Genomic DNA, 21957 nt, shown 5'->3' with positions numbered 1-21957 from the left:
TCCGTGGCCCGGGGTGGCTTTGTCTACCCCGGGCCATCGATGTTTGATGCACCACGAAGTTCGACGTCGCTGCGCCGAGCCTGTCCGGCAGTGCATGCCGCTTGCCCTGCGCCCGAGTCTCACGCTGCAAACACCGGAACAACGAAGTCGGCCGGATGCCGCCACCGATTCTGGCCACCGGCCACGGCAAATCGGTCAGTGTGACTCGCGATCCGGTGGATTGTGTAATTTGTATGAAAGCAAGCGTGTGGCCGGTGCCAGGTGCCCGCGCATTTCAAGCGTTACCGCCAAGGCGGGAAGCAACGCCCGTCAACGCCGTCGATGGATGATTTATTCGCCGATAGTGGTGATAATCGTCGACTGGCGCAACGCAACCCGCGTTGAGCGTGTCCGAGCACGTCTTCCAAGCCCGTATTGGCGCCGACAACGACAAACGAAAACGATGAAACCCGTCAACAAGATGCTTCCCGCGCAGCGCTTTGCGTTGCCGCGTCAAATTCGGCTGCCTGCCTACGCGGCGCATGCCGCCATGCCGTCCGCTTTTCCGGCTGTGTACGACGCCCGGTGCCGCTGAGCGCCCGGTCACGCCGCTCCATTCGTTCAACCAGCCCCGGCGCCTGAATCGATCGCCCGGGCAATCGGTATCGCACGGCGATACCCGTCGGTGCATCCCGTGAAGTCGCATCGGGTCACATGACGACGCGTCACGGAACCGCACACGAGGGTAAAAACACATGATCGGAAAGTATGCGTGGCTGTCTGTCGTTTCGCTTCTGGTCGCGGCATGCGGGGATCGATCGGGGCTCGCCGATACCGCATCGAATGCGCAGCCGGCGGCGGCTTCGGCGACACCCGCCGTCGCCGCGCAGAGCGCGGGGAGCGAGAAGATCCCGGCACCCGTGCCGCCGAGGCCCGGCCGGGTGCTCGAGGGCATTTACCAGCGGGATGCGCATGGCGAGGACACGATGGAGATTGCCAATGGAAGCCAGGCCTCTTACTGGTACGGCCACGCGTTCGATCTGAACGGCAACCATTACTTCACCGGCTTCGCTTACGACACGCCGAACAAGTACGCCGAACAGGAGAAAACCGCCGCCCCGGCGCCCGACGCGAGGGTGACGCTCACCGAAGCCACCTTCGAATGGACCACGGATGGCGGCGTGGCCGGCTGGAACATGGTCGAGTCGGAACGCTCGATCGGCGAGTTCGGCGGCTACGAGAAGGCCGACACGATCGACGACAAGGAGCCGGCCGTGAGCACGACAACGCCGGACGGGCAGATCGTGCTGGCGGTCCCGACCTGGTATCTGGCCTCCGGCACCCGGATCAAGTCGTTCAGCCTGTTCGTCTATCAGCGCACCAATGCGTCAAGCAATCCTGACGATACCGACTGGACCTATGCCGGCAACGTGTCTCGCGGCAATGACAACGGCGCGGCGTGCGATGCCGACGGCACCGGCAATCACGTCCCGTGCGTGACCGGCTCGTCGACCCTGACCTTCGTGTCGACCGATCGTCGCGATTGGCCGCGCGTTCGTGTGGCAATGAAGGGGACGGGCATCGACCACGCCGGTCAGAAGAAAACCTACGGCGCGGCGGATGTCGTCGAATACCGGTTCAATCCGAAGACGAAGGTTTACGAAGCGGCAAAGACGTAAGACGGCATGCAGCATGCCGCATTCAACGATGGTTTCACTTGTCCACGAAGAGGATCGAATGACGAAGCCCGTCTCGAGAAACCGCATGTCGATGGTGTGGGCGTGTGCGGCGATTCCGTTCATTGCGGGTTGCGCGCATGTCTGTTCCGCCCTGGATTCCAGCCCGGTGTGCGCGACGATGTATCCCGGCCCGGTTCAGAAGGCGGCCAAGGCCATGGTGGGGCAGCCGATCTCGGTGGCGTTCAAGGCGTTCGGCCCTCCGTTCATCAATCATCCGCCGCTATCGCAGTCGCCGGAGTCGGCAAGTTATACCGGGAACTACTTCTGGGACAACTCGCGGGTCCACGTGAGCCCGAACCTGTCGTTCGTCCAGACCGGCAGCCAGTACGTCGGCAATCATATGGTCGGCGTGACTCGAGCGGGAGACGGCCACGCGGACATTCCGGTGTATCAGGACGACTATCGGGCCACCGGCTATTACGACCACGAAACCGTGCTCGACTACGTGTGCATGATCACCATCAAGACGAATCATGCCGACATCATCACGAAGGTGGATGTGGGCGGGTGCCGGAAATGACGGTGTTCCGGCCGATCCGGGCCGAATGCGAGTAGCGCGATCCGCGGCGATCCCAACTGTGCCGCGGCCCCCGGTTTCACGCGGGTTCGCGCGCGGTCCGGACGTGCGGCCAATGCGAGTAGTCGAACGTGAGCGTCGGCTCGTATTCTGAATGCGTCGGGCGGAACGGCATGGGGCCGCCGCCGATCAACGCATGACAGAGACTCGCAATGACTGCCATTACGCAAACCATGAAGCTCAACCACCTGAGCTTCCCCTCGGCCGACACGCTGGCGACGGCCCGATTCTTCGAGCGCCACCTGGGCTTCACGATCGCGGGAAGCTGGGAAAAATCCTGGATCCTCAAGCGTCCGGGCTTCGACGTGGTGATCGATCACGTCGGCGATGACACGCCGGCATGGCCGACGAATTTCCACGTCGGGTTCGAACTGCCGAGCTTCGACGACGTTCGCACGCTGTTCGAGCGCTTCAGGGAAGAGGGCGTCGAGATGGTGACGGACGTCTTCAACAACGGGCGCGGTTCGCGTTTCTTCTGCCGCGCACCGGGCGGTGTGATGTTCGAACTGAACACGCGCGCGGATGCCGCGCCGGAATATCAAGGCACCTTCGACGACTGACGCAGGTACGCGTCGCGCCGCGCTCAACCGCTAGCGCGGGTCAGCCTGGCGATGACCGCGCGGGCAGGCGAAGGCTGGGTGATTGTCGTCGTGCGCAGATCGTAGCAGCGCGCGACATCGCCGATCCGCACTACCCGCAACCCGATGCGCGGTTTGCCGTTGCGCAGGACTTCAAAAGCAAGAAACGGAGTGCCTGCCCGCGTATGCCCCCCTACATTGCCGTGATGAACCTCACTCACGGGATGTAAAAACAATGACCTTGCTCGAAGGAAAAGTCGCCATCGTCACCGGCGCCTCGACCGGCATCGGCCGTGCGATCGCGTTGATGTTCGCGGCGCACGGCGCGTCCGTCGTATTGGGCGCGCGAAGCGAAGCCGCGCTGAATCAGGTTGCCGACGAGATCCGTCGTCAGGGCGGGCAGGCGCGCGCATGCGCCGGCGACGTCGGTCACGTCGATACGCATCGACGGCTCGTCGCGACGGCCCTGAGCGAGTTCGGTGGTCTCGACATCGCGATCAACAACGCGGGGACGGTCGGGCCGCTCAAACCGCTCGCCGACGTCTCGCTCGACGAGTGGCAGCAGACGCTGTCGACCAACCTGACGGCGGCCTTCCTGGGCGCCAGTAACCAGATTCCCGTGATGCTCGAACGCGGAGGCGGTTCGATCGTCTTCACGTCCAGCTTCGTCGGAACCAGTGTCGGGCTTCCCGGCATGGCCGCATATGGCGCGTCCAAGGCCGGCTTGACGGGATTGGTGAAAGGCATCACCGCGGACTATGCGGCACGCGGGATTCGGGCAAACGCACTGTTGCCGGGCGGCGTGGATACCGCGATGGGCGGAGACCGTGACCAGAAGGAATGGGCGGCCGGGCTCCACGCGATGAAGCGTATCGCGCGCCCGGACGAGATCGCCTCCGCGGCGCTGTTCCTGGCGAGCCCGATGGCGAGTTTCGTTACCGGCTCGGCCCTGTTCGCCGACGGCGGCAATGCGGCCGTGAAGTGAGGTCCTGTTGGCCCGGGCTCAACCGCCGGCGCGGGTCAGTCGGTCGATGACCGCGCGGGTATGCGACGGCCGGGTGATTTCCGTCCAGTGCAGATGCGCGAATTTCGGGTCGTCGCGCAGCGCGGCGAACTTGATGCGATTCCTGGCGAACGTGGTGTATGACCACAGCAGCACCGACTCCCGGGAGAATGCCATCCGCAGCGACTCCCGGTTGCCGTGCGACAGCTCGGTGCGCAGGAGCCCGCGGCTCAACGTGCGCCAGAGCACGCGGGAGAATACCGTCCGTCGCCCGAAGTTGAGCCAGATCACGTGCGTGGCTCTCGACCAGAGTACGTCGCGTACGGCGCTGTAGTTTCCGTCGGCGACCCATCGGTCGCCGGCGGTCGCGGCCAGCACGGCGTTCTCGAATTGTTCCGGCGGCACGGCTGTCCAGTCGGGGCCCCAGTAGAGTCGATCCAGCTCGATATATGGGCAGCCGGCTGCAGCCGCCAGTGCGCTGGAAAAAGTGGATTTCCCCGCTCCGCTGGTTCCAACGACGACGACGCGCATGTGTTTGACCGCGGTTGAATTTTGAAGCCGCGTATTGTGCCTCATGCCCCGAAACGGTGCTGCATCATCGATCGGTTCGAGGCCGCCGGCGCACCGGTCGTCATGCACGTCCGGTCGTACTCGATACGACGGTAACGACAGGCGTGGCGCGTCGTGCAGGCATGTCGCGCGTTTTGTACAATCTCGCGCGAGGGTCGCGCAGCGCACGGCCATCACGTACGTCAACAAGATCGAAAGAGAGAAACGATGGCGACCGAACTCGGGGTGCGAGGGAGCATGTACGCGGGCGGCGCTTGCGACGGAATCCCGCGATGGAGGTACGGCTGGACAAAGGCCGGGCACGCGTCTCAATCGGATCGAGCCAGCGCATGAGCGACAAACCCGTTCTTGCCGCCGGCGCGCCGTGCGAACCTGCCGCGTCGACTGCGCCGCTGATGACGCTCGCGTGCCTGCTCGTCTTCATGGCGCAAATGGCGACGACGGTGTACCTGCCGTCACTGCCTGTCGTCATGCGCGAATTGACGATGACGCAAGGCGGCGCCGAGTTCTCCATCTCCGCGTACGTGATCGGCGCGGCGCTGCCGGTACCGTTCTGGGGCGCTGCCGCGGAACGCTGGGGCAGGCGTGGCCCGTTGCTGATTTCGCTGCTGCTGTTCGTCGCCAGCAGCCTGCTGCTCGCCATCTGCACGGTCGCACCGGCGCTGCTCGTGTTGCGCGCCCTCCAGGGCGTCGGAGGTGGCGGCGCGGCGATCATTGCCAGAATCATCGTCCGCGACAACTGGCGCGGCGACGAGCTGGCGCGACGGCTCTCCGTGTTGTCGATCGCCTTCATCACGGCGCTGGGCGGCGGCCAGTTCGTCGGCGGGCTGATCGGCCGATACAGTCATTGGCAAGCGGGTTTCGTGCTGATGGCGGTCATCGCCGCGCTGGCGATCGGTCTGTCGTATGCGTTGCCGTTGAAGGCGGGAAGCCGCACCACGGTCACGTCAGGCACGGCCGGCACATACCGGGCCCTGCTGCGGCGCCCGGGTTTCCTTTGGCCGGCTTGCGCGGGCGGGTTGGGGTTCGCGACGACCGTGACCTTGCAGGAAGTGAGTCCGTTCGTGTTCCAGGCGCATTTCAAGCTGGCCGTGACGAGCTTCGGCAGTATCGGCCTGTTGCTCGGCGTCGCCTATTTCAGCGGCGCGATGCTGGTCAATCGCCTCGTGAAGCGGCTCGGCGGCGTGCGGTTGATGCATGCCGGCGCCGCGCTGGTTGCGCTCGCAACCACGTTGATGCTGGCGTCGTGGCTGGGCGGCCTGCTGACCGATTTCACTGGCCTGTGGATCTTCATCGCGCTGTATTGCCTCGCGATTTTCGGCCAGGCGGTGCTGTTTCCGAACAGCATGGCAACCGCCGTCAGCGATGCGCACGAGCATGGCGCGCATGCGATGGCCTTGTGCGGCTTTCTACAGCAAGGACTGGCGGGCATCGCGGCGACGGCGGCGGTGCTGCAGCACCATGGCGGCACGTGGACGCTCGCCGTATTCGTGCTGGGGGCGCTCACGTGGCTGGTGGTGCGGTTCAAGGTGAGGGCCGGCTAGGCAGCGGACGTCACCGGATGGTTCGTCGGCCGCATGCGGCTCGCCCGGAAGCAGCAGCGTGCGAAACCAATGACTGAGCGCGGGCATTCCAATATCAGAAGAAACGTGGCGCGACATGCGACCGGTCGCGCCGCGCTGCGCCGCTCCGCTCGAGCGAACGATTCGTAGAAAGCATTATCTCGCGTGTCGCGTGACAGGCTTTCACTACGAATTCAAAGGGATCGCCATCAAAAGCGAGAGCCGAAGAGGCATTAAAGGTGCATGGATGCGCCGGGAATGGCAACAATCAAAATAAATATTTAATAAGGCAAGTAGTATCTGCCGATTTACCCCGGCGTCACGTCATCCGTCCTGCGCAACCCGCGCCACGCGCTGCCTCGCCCAGGCAGCACCGGGCTCGCCGGCCCATTCCGCCGATGCAACGTTGCCGATCCCGCCATCGCGGCCGACGAGATCATTTCAGATTTATCACCAAACCATGACTCGATTAACGTCGATGACAGCAAAAATTAAACTGTCAGAAAATATCTTGTAATTATAAAAATGACCTTCTAGCATCCCTCTGCGGTTCGTGACATGTCTTACATCAAAGTCTGTACTTGATGCATTCCTCGAACATCACCCACTTATAAGCCGGGGGATTACATGAAGAAACTGTCTCGTCTGCTGTCCATCTCCGCGATTACCGTCGCGAGTCTCAGTGCTTTTGCCCAGGCCGGCGACCAGTCGGCTACGGTCGACAAGGCACTGCAACTGATCCAGCAGAACCCGTCTGCCTTCAGCCTTGCAACTGGCGGCGCGGCACGCACGTTGAAGTTCGCAGGGCCGCAGGCGAGCGCGCCGGCGGATGGCGATCAGTTCCAGGTACGCGACGTGATCGTCGACCCCGACGGCACCGAGCACGTGCGCTTCGACCGCTTCTACGCAGGCCTGCCCGTGATCGGTGGCGACGTTGTCGTCCATTCGAGCAAGGGGCAGTTGAAGCAGGCGAGCGTGACCCAGCTCGCACCGATCAATCTCGCCGGTAACATCGGCAAGGTCGGCGACCGCTCGGTGGTACGCAACGCACCCGACGTCGGTGCTGCCCGGGTCAAGCGCATTGCAGCCGCGCGTTTCAACTCGGACGTGCGCCGCGTCGATGACGCGGAACTCGTCGTGTTCGCACGCGACGTCGCACCGACGCTGGCCTACGCGGTGCGCGTCTACGGCAAGGCGACCGATGCGCATGGCGATGCCGTGCTGTACTACGTCGATGCGCGTAACGGCGCCGTGCTCGACGCGCAGGACCTGATCAAGACCGCCGCCGCGACCGGCACCGGCCGCTCGCTGTACTACGGCAACCTGACGCTCACCACGGACCAGACGGGCACGAACGCGTACCGGATGCTCGATCCGAGCCGAGGCTCCGGCTCGGTGTACGACGGCCGCGGCCTGACCTCGGACGACGTCGAACAGGCGACCGACCTGCCGATCTTCACGAGCAGCACGAACGTGTGGGGCAACAATACGACCACCGACCGGCAGACTGTCGCCGCCGACATCGACTATGGTCTCGCGCTCACTTGGGACTACTACAAGACCGCGCACAACCGCAACGGCATCTTCAACGACGGCCGCGGCGTGAAGAGCTATGCACACGTCGTGTTCAACACCGGCAGCGGCACGACCGGCGCGAATGCGGCATGGCTGAATTCGCACGTGATGGTGTACGGTGACGGCCAGCCCGGCACCAGCCTGCCGAAACCGGTCGTTTCGGTCGACGTCGCCGGACACGAGATGAGTCACGGCGTGACCGAGGCCACGGCCAACCTGAACTATTCGGGCGACGCGGGTGGCCTGAACGAGTCGACGTCCGATATTTTCGGCACGCTCGTGAAGTACTACGCCAACAACCCGAACGATCCCGGCAACTACGTGATCGGTGCGCGTGTGGTGAGCGGCGGCCTGCGCAAGATGTACAAGCAGGATCTCGACGGCCGGTCGTTCAGCTGTTACCCGTCCGGCGGATTCTCGTGGTCGAATCCGCGCCACGACCCGCATTTCACGTCGGGCGTCGGCAACCGCCTGTTCTACCTGCTCGCGGAAGGCCCGACGGTGCCGTCGACCGATACCGGCCTGACGAAGGCGCAGCTGGTCTGCAACGGCGACACGACCTTCAGCGGCGTGGGCCGCGAGAAGGCCGGCAAGATCTGGTACCGGACGCTGACCGTGTATCTGAACGCCAACTCCAGCTACCCGAACGCACGTCGTGCATCGATCCAGGCGGCGAACGACCTGTACGGCGCGAATTCGGCCGAAAGCACGGCGGTCGCTCGCGCGTGGAGTGCGGTCGGGGTGAACTGATGGCGCCCGTGTGAGTGCGTTGAACGCCCGGAGATCGCGTGGCGGACCCTTCGCTTCGGAGCAGTGCGAGCCGATCGAAGCCACGCGACGCCCGGGCGAACGACGGGCAGAAGTTGATCGGCCGCCTGCGGTTGCAGGCGGCCGATTTTTTGGTATCCGGATTTCATCACACCCGCCGTCTGTCCCGATGATCGCGCAGCGCTTCGCCTTGCCACGTGTCAAGCCGTTCGCCGGGATGCACGTGTCCGTCCGATCGATCACCTTCCGGTCCGTCCGCCGCCATCCAGTGTCATCCCCGGCTGTCGGGTAAACCTCCACAACGGCATGCCGTCGCCCGCACGCAATCGCCGTTCGCGAATCGCCCGTGCGCCGAACGCGACTTGGCGCACGTGTGCCGGGCATTTACCCTTGGTGACGCATCCGGTGTATTGCGAGGACGTCGAGTTGGGGACGAAAGAGAGAGGGAGAGGAGGAGGGCATCATGACGGAAGCCATGTCCGGCGGCTACCTTGACCGATTCGTGATCGGTGCGACTTACCGGCACCCGATTCAGCATACGCTCACCGAGGCCTGCAACCTGCTATTCAGCACGCTGACGCATAACGCGGAGCCGTTGTATCTGGACGTCGAGCATGGCGGATCGTCCCCGTACCACGCACGGGTGGCAAACAGCACGTTCGTATTGTGCGTGGCCAGCGGTGCGCACGCGTACGAACTGAATCAGACGATTCGTTCCATCGGACTGGGCTGCACGGACGTCCGATTCGTCCGGCCCGTTTTCGTCGGCGATACGATCTGGGCAGAAAGCGAGACCGTGGACCGGTGCGATGCGGGTCACGAAGGCGCCGTGATCGAGTTCGAATGTCGTGTCTACAATCAGCGCAACGAGCTGGTCATCAAGTTTCGGAGCCAATGGTCGATGTCCACGCCCGCATTGCCGCTCCAGTGACGAACGCCGGCGCGATGCGCGCGATCTCGCCCGACCGACGGCGCACGCGCGATTCGCGAGCAGGCCGTGTGCGTTGATGCTACCGTGTGCATCCGACATCAGAGGAACGGCGCCGGTAGTCACGTTGCCGATCCGATGCATCGGCCATGCAACCGGTGAACAGGAAAGACGGCTTCAACTGTTCGTTTCCCGGACAGGATTCCCATAAAAACGTGCCTCCCCGATGAGCGGCGGGTCAACCCGCGCCATCGTGGGGCGAGCACAGTGCCGTGTCGCCGCCAGTCGATCGCTGCCGCGAGCGTACGATCGGGCGACCGGACGGAAGGAGACATCATGAGTGCGTTGAGCGTGCACGGTTTGACCCGCCGGGTCGACCTCTTTACGTTGCGCCTGTTTCTTACGGTCGTGGAGGAACGCCAGATCCGGCGTGCCGCGACGCGGGAGAACATCGCGCCTTCCGCCGCGACCAAGCGTGTCCAGGACCTGGAGGACATTGCCGGCGTGCAATTGCTCGAACGCATCCCGAACGGGGTCGTTCCGAATGCGGCAGGTGAAGTGCTCGCACGCTACCTGCGGCAGATGTTCGAAAACTTCGAGGACATGCGGCGCGAGCTCGGCGAATTTTCGGCGGGCGTGCGCGGACACGTCAGCGTTGCGTCGACGGGCGCCAGCGTCGTCCAGTATCTGGGGCGCGAATTCGGCGAGTTCGCACGCAATTTTCCGCAGGTCGAACTCGAGCTGAAGCAGGAACCGAACACGAACCTCGTGCGAGCCGTGATGACGGGCGACGTCGATCTGTGCGTGTACGTGGTGAGCGCCGACGTGGACGACTCGCCGCTGGAAACGCTGCCTTATCGTACCGACAGCTTCGTCGCCGTCGTGCCGCGCAATCATCCGCTCGCGGAACAACGCACGGTGAAAACCCTCGATCTCGTTCGCGAGCCCTTCATCGCGCAACCGGTCAATACGACGCTGATGTTCAAGGTCAACGAAGCCGCGCATGCGCTCGGGGAGACGATTCGCGCCAGGTTCACCGTGTCGGGCGCCGACGTCGCACTGAGTCTCGTACAGGCGGGCCTCGGCGTGACGGTGCTCCCGGAATGCATGGTCCCGATGGACAGCCACGAACGGTGTGCGGTCCTGCACATCCAGGAGCCGTGGGCCGTGCGGGTGCTGCGGGTCGGCACCCGAAAAGGCAAGGCCACGACTTCGGCCACGCGCGCGCTGATCGACCAGCTTACCGGGCAGCCGAAGGCCGCGCCGTCGTCCGGCACGCTGGCCGATTGATCGACGGGCCGGGCGCGGCCACAGCGCGCCGCGCCCCGTTTCCCCGACTCCCGCTCCACATTCCCGGTGCTCGACCGCGTGGCCGCCAACCTCTGGCGTTACATCGCGGGCGGCACCGCGTCCTCCGTCATCCTGACCGGTTCCCGACACCGCATCGTCCACCGCGCCCGACGTTCGTGAACGGCGAACGGCCGTCTCGCAATTCGTGATTTGAAGATGCAGCGCGTGCCTCATAGCATTGATGGCGCCACCGATGCAACGCACGCCGTGCGAATGCGCGGCGGCCGCCGGCGGCCCGGTACACGAGCCATGCTGAATGAAAAAAGGAAAGGCACTGCGACCTTCCAGACACGGAGACATAGGAACCATGCGTCAATTCGATTTGCAGGCGGTGATCGACGAAGCCCGATTCGGTCGATTCCATGCCGTCGTTCTTTGCTGGTGCATCCTGATCATGATTCTCGACGGGTACGACCTCGCGATCGTCGGCATTTCGCTGCCGTTGATCATGAAGGCGATGCACATTTCGCCCGTCACGGCCGGCGTGATCGCCAGTTCGAGCCTGTTCGGCATGATGGTCGGCAGCATCCTGCTGGGCAGCATCGCCGACCGTATCGGGCGACGCCCGGCGATCGTGCTGTGCGTACTGCTTTTCAGCGTGTTCAGCGCCGCGGCCGGCGCGGTCTCGAGCGCCGTCGCGTTTTGTGCGCTGCGGTTCCTGGCGGGACTCGGCCTTGGCGGCATCGCACCCACGTGCGCCGCGCAGATGACGGAGTATTCGCCGCGGCGCATGCGCAGCATGCTCGTTTCGCTGATGTTCGCGGGCTACTCGGGCGGCGGCGTGCTGGCGGCGCTGCTCGGCAAGACCCTGATGGAAAACTACGGGTGGCGGTCGATCTATTACGCAGCGGCCGTGCCGATCGTGCTGGTTCCGGTGATCTGGCGCACGCTGCCGGAATCGCTGTCGTTCCTGGTGCTCAAGGGCCGTGACGCGGACGTGCGCAGGATCGCGCAACGGCTGATGCCCGGCCAGGTTCTGCAGCCGGGCGACCGCTTCGCGATGCCGAAGGCGGCGGCCGGCCCGACGAGGCTGCTTGGGGCGATCTTCAGCGAAGGGCGCGCGTTCAGCACGCTGATGTTCTGGGTGACCTGCATCACCAATCTGTTCATGGTCTACGGGCTGAGTTCGTGGCTGACCAAGCTGATGGCGTCCGCCGGCTACAGCCTCGGCTCGGCGCTGACGTTCGTGATGGCGATGAATCTCGGTGCGGTGGTCGGCGCGATCGGCGGCGGCTGGCTGGCCGATCGCTTCAATATCCAGCGCGTACTGATCGGCATGTACCTGGTCGCGGCCGTCTCGATCGCGCTGCTCGGCTACAACGCGCCCACCGCGTTGCTCTATGCGGTCGTGACCGTCGCCGGCGCCTGCACGATCGGCACGCAGATCGTGGTCTACGCCTACGCGGGCCAGTTCTACCCGACCAACGTGCGCTCGACGGGGGTAGGCTGGGCCGCGGGTATCGGGCGCCTCGGCGCAATGTTCGGCCCGATCCTCATCGGGGTGATCGTGGGGCTCGCGCTTCCGCTGCGTTTCAACTTCTATGCGATGGCGATTCCCGCGGTGATCGGCGCGCTCGCCGTCGCGCTGGTCAACGACCGGTTGTCCGACCGCGTCAGGAGCCGCGCGGCGCAGGATCGCGCCGGCGAGCTGGGCGCCGTTGGCGAAGGCAGCGCCTAGCGCGCGGTGCGTATACCGGGGCGCAGTGAAGTTGAGTAGCGTCAGTAGTCCGAAAATAAACTGAAGTCGACAATCGAACCCACCGAACAGGAGTGTCACATGAATCGCATGAAAGGCAAGACGGTCATCATCACGGGGGCCGCGAGCGGCATGGGCGCGGCCGGGGCCGGATTGCTCGCGCGCGAGGGCGCCAACGTGCTGGTCACGGACATCCGCGCCGACGGCGCGGCGCAGGTGGCCGCCGGGATTCGCGAACAGGGGCTGAGCGCGGAGCACTGCGGCCTCGACGTCACCGACGCGGCGCAATGGCAGGCCGCCGTCGACAAGGCGCTCGCGGCGTGGGGGCGAGTCGACGTGCTCGTCAACAACGCCGGGCTGCCCGGCACGCCGGTTACCTGGGAGCAGGCGACGCTCGAAAGCCTGAACAAGCTGATCGAGCTGAATCTCAACGGCCAGTTCCTGGGGATCAAGACGGTCATTCCGGTGATGGAGCGCACCGGCGGCGGATCGATCGTCAACATGTCGTCGATCGCCGGCATGGTCGCCTTTCCGGGGCTCCACCCAGGCTATGGCGCATCGAAGGGCGCGAATCGGCTGCTTTCCAGGTGTGCAGCGATCGACCTGGCCGGCCGCGGGATTCGCGTGAACTCGGTTCATCCGGGCGTGATCCGCACGCCGCAGAGCGAATACCTGTTCGACGATCCGGAGGTCATCCAGGTCATCCACTCGAAGATTCCGCTGGCGCGCGCGGGGCGGCCCGAGGAAGTCGCGAACGTGGTGCTGTTCCTGGCCAGTGATGAATCGTCCTACGTGACCGGCGCCGAACTCGTGGTCGACGGCGGCTTTACCGCACTCTGACGCAAACCATCGAACGCACGTTCCACGAAGGGCATCGCGCCAATCCATGCGCGATGCCCTTCGTGCTTCCGGGTTTCAGATGACTTGCCGCGAGCGCAGCGCTGCGACTTCGTCGCCGTCCATCTGCAGCCACGCCTCGAGCACGGCCTGCGTGTGCTGGCCCAGCTGCGGCGGCAGGCCGGCTTCGGGCTCCGGCACGTCCGACATCTTGATCGGGTTGCCTGCGACCTGGATCGGCCCCCAGACCGGGTCGTCGAGCGTCATCAGCATCTCGCGGGCAGCCACGTGCGGGCAGTCGAACAGGTCGGCGACATCGTTCACCACCGACGCCGGCACGCCGCCGTCACGCAACATCCGGACGGCGTCCGTGCGGGTCCGTTCGGCCAGCCATGCATCGATGTGGCGGTTGAGCGCGTCGCCATTGGCGCGGCGGGAGATGCCGTCGACAAAGCGAGGATCGTCGGGCAATTCCGGTCGGCCGATCACGTCGCAGAACCGTCGCCAGATATGCTCGCCGAGCACGGCAATGACGATATAACCGTCGTTTGCGCGGTACGTGCCGAACGGCGCGGTGACCGCATGCACGCCCGGCGGCGTCGGCTGGCGCAGCGCGGAATACATCGCGACCGAGATCTCGTTCTGGATCAGCGACGCGTCGTAGAGCGAGATGTCGACTTTCTTGCCGCGGCCGGTGCGCTGGCGCTGATAGAGCGCAAGCAGCGCGCCCTGCATCGCCAGGATGCCGCCTTGCAGGTCGGCCAGCGAAAAGCCGAGATAGGTCGGACGATCGCCGGTGCGATCGGGCCGGTACATCAGCCCGCTCATCGCCTGCCCGACGATGTCGAACGCCGGGTAATCCGTATACGGACTGGGCTTCACGTCCGTGTGGCCGAACCCGGAGATCGCGACGTAGATCAGGCGCGGATTGCGTTCGCGCAACACGTCGTAACCGATGCCGAGCCGATCCATGACGCCGGGGCGCAGGTTCTCCACGACGATATCGGCTTCGCGCGCGAGCTCGATGAAGATCCGCTTGCCGTCGGGATGCTTCAGGTCGAGCGTGACGCTCTTCTTGTTGCGGTTCGAGCGCAGAAACGACAGGCCGTGCGCGACCCCGTTCGCGTCGGTCTTGACGGGGCTCGTGCTGCGGGAAAAATCTCCGCCTTCGCGCGATTCGACCTTGACCACTTCCGCACCGGCATCGGCGAGCCACATCGATGCGTAGGGGCCCGCGATGAAATTCTCGACCGCGAGTACCCGCACGCCGTCCAGCGGCCGGTCGACGGTGTTCGCCGTCATGTTGTCGGTTGCATTCATTGCAGGACCCCCTCGGCGCGCAGCGCATCGACTTCGCGAGCGTCGATGCCCCAGTCGCACAGCGCATCCGCCGTATGGGCGCCGGGCGCGGGCGCACCGCCGCGCAGCGTCGGCTTCGTCCGGCTGAAACGGGGCGCCGGCCCCGGCTGCACGATGCCGTCGATTTCGACGAACGTGCCGCGGGCGACGTTGTGCGGGTGATGCGGCGCTTCGGCGAGCGACAGCACGGGGGCGAGGCAGACGTCGGTGCCGGCCGCGAGCGCGCACCATTCGTCGCGCGTCTTCGTGGCGAACACCCGAGTGAAATGCTCGCGCAGCACGGGCCAGCCGTGGCGGTCGTGCTGATCGGGGAGCGGCGTGTCGGAGAGCCCCAGCAGCACGAGCGTTTCGCGATAGAAGCGCGGCTCGTTGGACGCGAGCGATACGTAGCGATCGTCACGCGTGCGGTAGACGCTGTACCACGGCGTGCCCGAATCGAGCCGGTTGTCGCCGCGCCGGTCGCTCCATGCGCCCGCCGCGTACATGCCGTAGATCAGCGTCATCAGGTGCGCGGAGCCGTCGACCATCGACGCATCGACGACCTGTCCGGCGCCGGAGCGCGCGGCTTCCAGCATCGCGCACACCATGCCGAACGCGAGATACATCGCGCCGCCGCCGAAATCGCCGACCAGGTTGAGCGGCGGCACGGGTGGCCCGTCGCGTTCGCCGATCGTGTGCAACGCACCGCTCAGCGAGATGTAGTTCATGTCGTGTCCGGGCGCCTGCGCGAGCGGGCCGTCCTGGCCCCAGCCGGTCATGCGCCCGTAGACCAGGCGCGGATTGTGGGCCAGCAGGTCGTCGGGGCCAAGGCCGAGCCGCTCGGCCACGCCGGGGCGAAAGCCTTCGAGCGCCGCGTCGGCGGATGCGGTGAGCCGCTTGACCAGCTCGACGGCCTGCGGCCGCTTCAGGTCGATGGCGACCGAGCGGCGGCCGCGGTTGAGCAGATTGAAGCGGTGATCCATGTGCACGCCGCTGTCCGACGGCACGATGCGGTCGAGGCGCAGCACGTCGGCGCCCATGTCCGCCAGCAGCATCGCGCAGAACGGGCCCGGCCCGATTCCGCCGAGTTCGATGATTTTCAGACCGGCAAGCGGTCCGGCTCCTGCGTTGTCTTTCAAGATTGTCTCCCGGTGTCATTCTGTCGCGCAGCCGTCCGGCCCGGAGCGTGCCGGCCCGGATGCGGGCCATGCGGAAATACTAGAAGCGCGCGATGAGCGCCTCAAGTGACGATTCGTGAGCGCACGAGTTCCGGAATACGAACGCGTCGCGACGGCATCGCATCGCGACGATTCGTGCATCGTGAATCGCGGATTCGCGAGTCACGACTTGAGCGTTGCCGGGCGCGATGACTACCATCATCGTTACTACGCCGCATGCGTCGGGCCACGAGTCGAACGAACCAGGAACAGGCGCTCGCAGGTTTCTTAGCTGCGTTGCGCGAACAATTAGAAATACAAATGATTGAAGAAGCACGGAGGGTGAAACGCATTGCTTCGGATGATTGGCGCTGCCGGCTGCACGCGAGCGGGGCGCTGTCCACGAATGCCGGCGTGACGAATACCCACGGCCGGTCGGCGACCGGCCTGACCATCGGCGGCGCGTTACAAGCGCGCGACAGGCACGACGATCGTGCTTCAACAGCAGGATCGCTCGCAAGTTCCAGCGCAACGCCGCATCGAGCGGCCGGCGCAATCGACGCTGCACGCGACAGGGACGAGGATCGCCCCGTCGATGACGCGCAGCGAAACATCAAGAATCGTCATTAACGGAGACAGGCAGTGACCGCTCATTCCATGAAGTCAGAATCCGAACATCCCGGCCTGGCCGCGGCGCTTGCATGGTGCCGCTCCGGCGCCAAGCAGCATTTCATCGACGGCAAGTGGGTGCCGGCCGCGTCCGGCAGGACGATGGAGACGTTGAACCCGGCGACGGCGGACGTCCTCGCTCGCATCGCCGAAGGCGACAAGACGGACGTCGACCTTGCGGTGGCCGCCGCGCGGCGCGCGTTCGAATCGTCGGGCTGGCGCGGCATGGCTCCGCATGCGCGCACCGCCGTGCTGCTGCGCCTTGCAGACGCGATCGAGCAACACGCGGACGAACTGGCCGCACTCGAGACGCTCGACAACGGGATGCCGGCCTGGTTCAGCGCGGCGGTGGTGAAGATGACCGTCGACACGTTCCGTTACTACGCGGGCTGGCCGACGAAGATTCTCGGTACGACCGTGCCGACTGACCCGTCGGCCTTCATCTACACGCTGCGCGAGCCGATCGGGGTCTGCGGCCAGATCAATCCGTGGAACGTGCCGCTGCTGCTGGCCGGCGTCAAGTTCGGGCCGGCGCTCGCGTGCGGCAACACGATCGTCGCGAAGCCTTCGGAACTCGCGTCGCTGACCTGCCTGCGGCTCGTCGAGATTTTTCACGAAGCCGGGCTGCCGCCGGGCGTGATGAACGTGGTGACCGGCTATGGGCAGACGGTCGGCGCGGCGATCTCCGAGCATCCGGGTATCGACAAGGTCGCGTTTACCGGCTCGACCGCAATCGGCAAGCAGATCCTGCTCGCGTCGGCCGGCAACCTGAAGCGCGTGACGCTCGAACTCGGCGGGAAAAGCCCGCATATCGTGTTCCCGGATGCCGATCTCGACAAGGCGCTTGCCGCCGCGGTCAACGGCTTCACGCGCAATTCCGGGCAGATCTGCTCGTCCGGCACGCGCCTGTTCGTTCATCGCAGCATTCACGATGAATTCGCGAACGAAGTGGCGAAGCTCGTCGCGAGCCTGAAGGTCGGCAACCCGTTCGATGCCGACACGAAACTCGGCCCGCTGATTTCGTCGAAGCAGCGCGAACGCGTGATGTCGTACGTGGACGCGGGCAACGACGAAGGCGCGACGCTGATGACCGGCGGCCGGCAAGCGGGCGATGCCGGTTACTACGTCGAGCCGACGGTGTTCTCCGGCGTGAGCAACACGATGAAGATCGCGCAGGAGGAGATCTTCGGCCCGGTCGTTTGCGTGATTCCGTTCGATACCGAGGAAGACGTGATCGCACAGGGCAACGATTCGACCTACGGGCTTGCCGGCGGCATCTGGACGCGCGACATCGGCCGGGCGCACCGGATCGCGGGCGCGTTGAAGGGGGGCCGGATCTGGATCAACACGTTCGGCGAAACCGATCCGGTGATGCCGTTCGGCGGCTACAAGCAGTCGGGGCTGGGCCGCGAGTTCGGCGCCGAGTCGATTCAGACCTACACGGAAGCGAAGTCGGTGATGCTCCGCTATTGATCGGGGGCGGGCCGGTCGGAATCCTGAGCGATATCGGCAGCGGCCCGCTCTTTTTCACGTGCTCGAACTTGCGCGAAAGCCCCGCATCAAGTACGTGCGCGCACGTCGAAAAGAAGGCCTTCTTCCGGAGGCGCATTCGCTGCATCCGCGATCAGGTTCCGCGCGAAACGCGGCACCTCCGGCATGTACGTGCGCATGCCGGACGCAACGATTCGTGCAATGCGAATCGCGGGTTCGCAAGTGAAAACTTGAGTGCGGCCGGTGCGCACGACTAGCATTGAATCAAAGCAATGCCAGGTCAAACCGGAGACGTGAATGGAAACTGCATGGCAGGTGGCCGACGTGGCGTGGCGCCCTGAACCCGAGGCGGCACGCGCCAGTGCACTGGCTGCGTTCATGCGATATGTCGGCATCGAGCAGGCCGATCCGGCCGGGTACCGGCAACTGCTGGAATTCGCTGCGACACGTCCCGACGCCTATTGGAACGCGCTCATCCGGCATATGGACCTGCGTTTCTATCAACCGTACGACGCGGTGGTCGATACGCGCGACGGCATCGAGTGGGCGAAGTGGTGCGTCGGCGGCACGACCAATGCGGTGCTGAATTGCCTGGACCGCTATCGCGGCACGGCACGTGACCGGCAGGAGGCCGTGGTCTGGGAAGGCGAGGACGGCGCCGTGCGCCGCTGGACGTATGCCGAGCTCGACGCGCAGACGAGCCGCCTCGCGGCCGGGTTGCGCGAGATCGGCTGCCAGCCGGGCGACGTCGTCGCGCTCTACCTGCCGATGGTGCCCGAGGCCGTGGCAGGCATGCTGGCGATCGCGAAGATCGGCGCGATCGTGCTGCCGCTGTTTTCCGGATTCGGCGCGCAGGCCGTCGCGAGTCGCCTGCAGGATGCGGGCGCGGTGGCGGTGCTGACGGCGGATGCGAGCACGCGTCGCGGCAAGGTGACGCCGATGAAGCAGACGATCGACACGGCGCGCGCGGATGTGCCGACGCTGAAACACGTCATCGTGCTGCGCAACCGCGGCGCCGAGACGGCATGGGATGCGCGGGTCGATCATTGGTGGCATGACCTGATCGACGGCCAGTCGATCGATGCGCCGACCACCGAAATGCCGGCCGACGCACCGATGATGCTGATGTACACGTCGGGCACGACCGGCAAGCCGAAAGGCACCGTTCATTCGCACTGCGGATTGATCACGAAGCTCGCGCTCGACATGGGGCTGTGCGCGGACATGCGCGCCGGCGACCGGCTGATGTGGTTGAGCGACATGGGCTGGCTGGTCGGGCCGATGCTGATCTACGGCACCACGCTGCTTGGCGGCACCATCGTGATGGCCGAAGGCGCGCACGATTTCCCCGACGGGGGGCGGTTCTGGCGGCTGATGGAACAGCATCGCGTGAGCGTGCTCGGCATCGCGCCGACGATCGTGCGCAGCTTCATGCAGGCGGGCGGCGCGGGCATCGAAAACCGCGATCTTTCCGCGTTGCGGATCGCGCTGTCGACGGGTGAGGCGTGGACGGTCGACGCGTGGCGCTGGATGTTCGACAAGGTGTGCGGCGGCAGCCGGCCGATCATCAATTATTCGGGCGGCACCGAAGTGGGCGGCGGCATCGTGACCGGCACCGTGATTCATCCGCTGAAGCCGTGTGCGTTCGCGGGCCCGATTCCAGGCATGGGGGCGGATGTCGTCGACGACGCGGGCCGGTCGGTCGGGCCGGGCGGCACCGGCGAGCTCGCGTTGCGCGGGCCGTCGATCGGCCTCACGCGCGGGCTGTGGCACGACAACGAACGCTACCTGGCCAGCTACTGGGGCAAGACGCCCGGAATGTGGCGGCACGGCGATCGCGCGGCGATCGACGAGGACGGGTTCTGGTACGTGCTCGGCCGCGCCGACGATACGCTGAAAGTTGCCGGCAAACGCACCGGGCCGTCCGAGATCGAGACGCTCGTGCTGGCGACGGGGCAAGTCGCCGAAGCGGCGGCGATCGGCGTGCCCGACCGCGTCAAGGGCGAGACCGTCGGTCTCGTGGTCACGTTGATGCCGGGTGTGGCCGCCGGCGCGGGCGTCGAGAACGCGTTGAGCGCGGCCGTCGTATCGGGGCTCGGCACCGCGTTTCGGCCGGCGCTCGTGCTGTTCGTCGACGATCTGCCCAAGACACGCAACATGAAGATCATGCGCCGCGCGGTGCGTGCCGCATGCCTTGGTCTTCCGCCCGGCGACCTGTCTTCGCTGGCCAACCCGGAGACGCTGGATGCGATCGCGGCGGCGGCAAGCCGGCACGGCATTTCAAGTGCGGTGGACGGCAGATGAGCGAGTGCTTCGAGGATCTCGTCGTGTCGATACTCCATCGCGTGGCAACGACCACGATCAATCGGCAGAACAGGACATACGCAACGCGTTCGGAAACGGCGGCGGCATACACACGGACCCCGGCACGTCCGACTGCATGTACGCGCCCGATGAATCGTACAAAGGCGTGCGCGCATACCCAGGAGCGTCCACTGGATTTCCGTCACCGCATGAAGTGACGCCAGCGCGACGCTCCATCATTTTTCCGCATCAACCAGGCAACCAGGAGACAAATGTGACTACGAATGCCATGAGGCCGGCCCGATCGCTGCTGTTCGTGCCGGGCAACAAGCCGGACTGGATCGAGAAATCGGTTACCGCGAAAGCGGACGCGCTGATTCTCGATCTCGAAGACAGCGTACCCGTGCCGCTGAAAGTCGAGGCCCGCGCGGTCGTCCGCTCGAAGCTGGCATGGCTGGCCGAGCAGCGGCAGCGCGTGTACGTCCGGATCAACCGCAGCCCGTACCTGTACGACTTCGACGACATCCTCGCAGTGGTCGGGCCGCACGTGGAGGGGATCGTGATCTCGAAGCCCGTCGGGCCGGAGGACATCGACTGCGTATCGATGATGCTCACCGAGGCGGAATTCCGCAACGGCGCGGCGCTTGGCTCGACGCGCGTGATACCGCTGCTCGAGACCGCGCGTTCGCTGCAGTTCGCGTATGAAATCGCGTCGCGCGAGCGCGTCGGCGCGATCGTCGGCGCAACGGCGAAGAACGCGGACGTCGCGCGTGCCCTCGGCTATGTGTGGACGCCCGACGGCCGCGAAAGCCTGTACTTCAAGTCGCGCGCCGTGATGGCCGCGCGTGCGGCCGGCAAGCATGCGATCGGCGGCGTGTGGCAGCAGGTCAAGGATCTCGACGGGTTGCGCAAGTCGTCGCTGCTCGACCGCAATCTCGGCATGTCCGGCGAGCTCGCGCTGCATCCGTCCAACGTCGCGACGATCAACGACGTGTACAGCCCGTCGCCCGACGAAGTCGCGTACTACGAAGGCATGATCGCCGCGCTCGACGAGGCGCAGGCCGGCGGCCGCGCATCGTGCATCTATGACGGCGAACACATCGACATCGCCCACGTCAAGACCGCGCACGAGATCGTTGCGCGGGCGAAATCCCTCAATCACTGACTGAACAAGGAACCAGACAAATGCCCGGACTCTATTTCGAAGATTGCCGTGAAGGCCTCGTGGTCGAACACGCGATCCGCCGCACCGTGACGGAAACCGACAACGTGCTGTTCTCCGCGATGACGTACAACTGCGCGCCGCTGCACATCGATGCCGAGTACAGCAAGGGCTCGATCTACGGGCAGCGGCTCGTCAACAGCATGTTCCTGCTGGCGCTCGTCGCGGGCATCACCGTGTATGAAACGACGCTCGGCACGACGCTCGGCAACCTCGGCTTCCAGGAGATCAAGTTTCCGAAGCCTACCTTCCACGGCGACACGATTCGCGTACGTACCGAGATCGTCAACGCGCGGCTGTCGAAAAGCCGCAGCGACTCGGGCATCGTCGTGTTCCGCCACGTTGCGCTCAACCAGCGCGACGAGGAAGTCTGTACGGCAGTGCGTACCGGCCTGATGATGCTGCGCCCGAAGTAAGCGCACGGCGCGCGTGCAAGGTGGTTTGCCGCGCGCGCCCCTGAACAATGAAGCGAAGGCGGCCGACGACGGCCGCGTCGACGTGGTGACCGAGAGCGGCGAGATCGACGGCCGCCGGCTCGCGCTTGATGCGTGCGAGATCGCAGATGCCGGGATTGGCGCGTAATCTAGGGCGACCGCGTGGCGATGCGCGACGAT

The 21957-nt window shown here is 65.3% G+C and carries 19 protein-coding genes; 16 read left to right on the top strand and 3 right to left on the bottom strand.

Annotated elements, in window-relative coordinates:
- The first annotated feature begins 965 nt into the window (after positions 1-965).
- From G3N93_RS03675 to G3N93_RS03660, 4 genes are all read left to right on the top strand, one after another.
- Entirely contained in the window at positions 966-1658 is a 693-nt protein-coding gene (locus G3N93_RS03675; protein WP_206132289.1) for a hypothetical protein, read from the top strand.
- Between the two features lie 58 nt (positions 1659-1716).
- Positions 1717-2238 carry a hypothetical protein gene (locus G3N93_RS03670; RefSeq protein WP_174986391.1) on the top strand — a complete coding sequence of 174 codons (522 nt, stop codon included), beginning with the start codon at positions 1717-1719 and terminating at the stop codon, positions 2236-2238.
- A gap of 209 nt (positions 2239-2447) precedes the next feature.
- Entirely contained in the window at positions 2448-2855 is a 408-nt protein-coding gene (locus G3N93_RS03665; RefSeq protein WP_174933027.1) for a VOC family protein, read from the top strand.
- 253 nt (positions 2856-3108) lie between these two features.
- Positions 3109-3858, top strand: a complete 750-nt coding sequence (locus tag G3N93_RS03660) for an SDR family oxidoreductase (protein ID WP_206132294.1) — start codon at positions 3109-3111, stop codon at positions 3856-3858.
- 18 nt (positions 3859-3876) lie between these two features.
- Here G3N93_RS03660 and G3N93_RS03655 read toward each other — a convergent pair whose 3' ends face one another.
- Entirely contained in the window at positions 3877-4407 is a 531-nt protein-coding gene (locus tag G3N93_RS03655) for a toxin (protein ID WP_206121323.1), read from the bottom strand.
- A gap of 161 nt (positions 4408-4568) precedes the next feature.
- Between G3N93_RS03655 and G3N93_RS03650 the strand changes: the two genes are divergently transcribed.
- The 6 genes from G3N93_RS03650 to G3N93_RS03625 all read left to right on the top strand — a co-directional run bounded on the left by G3N93_RS03650 (position 4569) and on the right by G3N93_RS03625 (position 13165).
- The gene (locus tag G3N93_RS03650) at positions 4569-5990 is read left to right on the top strand and encodes an MFS transporter (protein WP_241026383.1); all 1422 of its coding nucleotides are present in this window, start codon (positions 4569-4571) and stop codon (positions 5988-5990) included.
- A 645-nt stretch (positions 5991-6635) separates the two neighbouring features.
- On the top strand, positions 6636-8333 hold the full coding sequence (locus G3N93_RS03645) for a M4 family metallopeptidase (RefSeq protein ID WP_174933019.1): 1698 nt from the start codon (positions 6636-6638) through the stop codon (positions 8331-8333).
- A 481-nt stretch (positions 8334-8814) separates the two neighbouring features.
- A complete protein-coding gene (locus tag G3N93_RS03640) occupies positions 8815-9282 on the top strand; it encodes a MaoC family dehydratase (protein ID WP_050781542.1) in 468 nt (155 codons plus the stop codon).
- 333 nt (positions 9283-9615) lie between these two features.
- Positions 9616-10569 carry a LysR family transcriptional regulator gene (locus tag G3N93_RS03635; RefSeq protein WP_174940455.1) on the top strand — a complete coding sequence of 318 codons (954 nt, stop codon included), beginning with the start codon at positions 9616-9618 and terminating at the stop codon, positions 10567-10569.
- A gap of 367 nt (positions 10570-10936) precedes the next feature.
- Positions 10937-12307, top strand: coding sequence for an MFS transporter (locus G3N93_RS03630; RefSeq protein ID WP_174940457.1), 1371 nt, complete (start codon positions 10937-10939; stop codon positions 12305-12307).
- A 99-nt stretch (positions 12308-12406) separates the two neighbouring features.
- The gene (locus tag G3N93_RS03625; RefSeq protein ID WP_174940459.1) at positions 12407-13165 is read left to right on the top strand and encodes an SDR family NAD(P)-dependent oxidoreductase; all 759 of its coding nucleotides are present in this window, start codon (positions 12407-12409) and stop codon (positions 13163-13165) included.
- Between the two features lie 75 nt (positions 13166-13240).
- Here G3N93_RS03625 and G3N93_RS03620 read toward each other — a convergent pair whose 3' ends face one another.
- A complete protein-coding gene (locus G3N93_RS03620; protein ID WP_206132288.1) occupies positions 13241-14482 on the bottom strand; it encodes a CaiB/BaiF CoA-transferase family protein in 1242 nt (413 codons plus the stop codon).
- On the bottom strand, positions 14479-15639 hold the full coding sequence (locus G3N93_RS03615; protein ID WP_206132287.1) for a CaiB/BaiF CoA-transferase family protein: 1161 nt from the start codon (positions 15637-15639) through the stop codon (positions 14479-14481). Before G3N93_RS03615 ends, G3N93_RS03620 begins: the two co-directional genes overlap by 4 nt.
- Positions 15640-15978: 339 nt before the next feature.
- Between G3N93_RS03615 and G3N93_RS03610 the strand changes: the two genes are divergently transcribed.
- The 6 genes from G3N93_RS03610 (at position 15979) to G3N93_RS03585 (ending at position 21925) form a co-directional block, all read left to right on the top strand.
- On the top strand, positions 15979-16287 hold the full coding sequence (locus G3N93_RS03610) for a hypothetical protein (protein WP_206132286.1): 309 nt from the start codon (positions 15979-15981) through the stop codon (positions 16285-16287).
- A 27-nt stretch (positions 16288-16314) separates the two neighbouring features.
- Positions 16315-17799, top strand: a complete 1485-nt coding sequence (locus G3N93_RS03605) for an aldehyde dehydrogenase family protein (RefSeq protein WP_174986407.1) — start codon at positions 16315-16317, stop codon at positions 17797-17799.
- Between the two features lie 315 nt (positions 17800-18114).
- Positions 18115-20121 (top strand): AMP-binding protein, encoded by a 2007-nt coding sequence (locus tag G3N93_RS03600; RefSeq protein ID WP_206132285.1) that lies wholly within the window; start codon positions 18115-18117, stop codon positions 20119-20121.
- Positions 20122-20410: 289 nt separating this feature from the next.
- A complete protein-coding gene (locus tag G3N93_RS03595) occupies positions 20411-21286 on the top strand; it encodes a CoA ester lyase (protein ID WP_174933789.1) in 876 nt (291 codons plus the stop codon).
- 20 nt (positions 21287-21306) lie between these two features.
- Positions 21307-21759 (top strand): MaoC family dehydratase, encoded by a 453-nt coding sequence (locus G3N93_RS03590; RefSeq protein ID WP_174933000.1) that lies wholly within the window; start codon positions 21307-21309, stop codon positions 21757-21759.
- Between the two features lie 25 nt (positions 21760-21784).
- Entirely contained in the window at positions 21785-21925 is a 141-nt protein-coding gene (locus G3N93_RS03585; protein WP_206132284.1) for a hypothetical protein, read from the top strand.
- Positions 21926-21957 lie beyond the last annotated feature (32 nt).

The sequence above is a fragment of the Burkholderia sp. Se-20378 genome (genome assembly GCF_017104665.1).
Classification (GTDB): domain Bacteria; phylum Pseudomonadota; class Gammaproteobacteria; order Burkholderiales; family Burkholderiaceae; genus Burkholderia; species Burkholderia lata.
The sequence above is the reverse complement of the archived record's forward strand: the minus strand, read 5'-3'. Positions and strand labels throughout refer to the sequence as shown.

What these genes read in the sequence shown, in the direction of transcription:
- G3N93_RS03650 (WP_241026383.1), top strand. Translation starts at nt 4,569, where the DNA reads ATGTCGCGCGTTTTGTACAATCTCGCGCGAGGGTCGCGCAGCGCACGG.
- G3N93_RS03600 (WP_206132285.1), top strand. Translation starts at nt 18,115, where the DNA reads ATGGAAACTGCATGGCAGGTGGCCGACGTGGCGTGGCGCCCTGAACCC.
- G3N93_RS03660 (WP_206132294.1), top strand. Translation starts at nt 3,109, where the DNA reads ATGACCTTGCTCGAAGGAAAAGTCGCCATCGTCACCGGCGCCTCGACC.
- G3N93_RS03675 (WP_206132289.1), top strand. Translation starts at nt 966, where the DNA reads ATGGAGATTGCCAATGGAAGCCAGGCCTCTTACTGGTACGGCCACGCG.
- G3N93_RS03635 (WP_174940455.1), top strand. Translation starts at nt 9,616, where the DNA reads ATGAGTGCGTTGAGCGTGCACGGTTTGACCCGCCGGGTCGACCTCTTT.
- G3N93_RS03640 (WP_050781542.1), top strand. Translation starts at nt 8,815, where the DNA reads ATGACGGAAGCCATGTCCGGCGGCTACCTTGACCGATTCGTGATCGGT.
- G3N93_RS03670 (WP_174986391.1), top strand. Translation starts at nt 1,717, where the DNA reads ATGACGAAGCCCGTCTCGAGAAACCGCATGTCGATGGTGTGGGCGTGT.
- G3N93_RS03645 (WP_174933019.1), top strand. Translation starts at nt 6,636, where the DNA reads ATGAAGAAACTGTCTCGTCTGCTGTCCATCTCCGCGATTACCGTCGCG.
- G3N93_RS03595 (WP_174933789.1), top strand. Translation starts at nt 20,411, where the DNA reads ATGAGGCCGGCCCGATCGCTGCTGTTCGTGCCGGGCAACAAGCCGGAC.
- G3N93_RS03610 (WP_206132286.1), top strand. Translation starts at nt 15,979, where the DNA reads ATGATTGAAGAAGCACGGAGGGTGAAACGCATTGCTTCGGATGATTGG.
- G3N93_RS03605 (WP_174986407.1), top strand. Translation starts at nt 16,315, where the DNA reads ATGAAGTCAGAATCCGAACATCCCGGCCTGGCCGCGGCGCTTGCATGG.
- G3N93_RS03620 (WP_206132288.1), bottom strand. Translation starts at nt 14,482, where the DNA reads ATGAATGCAACCGACAACATGACGGCGAACACCGTCGACCGGCCGCTG.
- G3N93_RS03665 (WP_174933027.1), top strand. Translation starts at nt 2,448, where the DNA reads ATGACTGCCATTACGCAAACCATGAAGCTCAACCACCTGAGCTTCCCC.
- G3N93_RS03630 (WP_174940457.1), top strand. Translation starts at nt 10,937, where the DNA reads ATGCGTCAATTCGATTTGCAGGCGGTGATCGACGAAGCCCGATTCGGT.
- G3N93_RS03590 (WP_174933000.1), top strand. Translation starts at nt 21,307, where the DNA reads ATGCCCGGACTCTATTTCGAAGATTGCCGTGAAGGCCTCGTGGTCGAA.
- G3N93_RS03625 (WP_174940459.1), top strand. Translation starts at nt 12,407, where the DNA reads ATGAATCGCATGAAAGGCAAGACGGTCATCATCACGGGGGCCGCGAGC.
- G3N93_RS03655 (WP_206121323.1), bottom strand. Translation starts at nt 4,407, where the DNA reads ATGCGCGTCGTCGTCGTTGGAACCAGCGGAGCGGGGAAATCCACTTTT.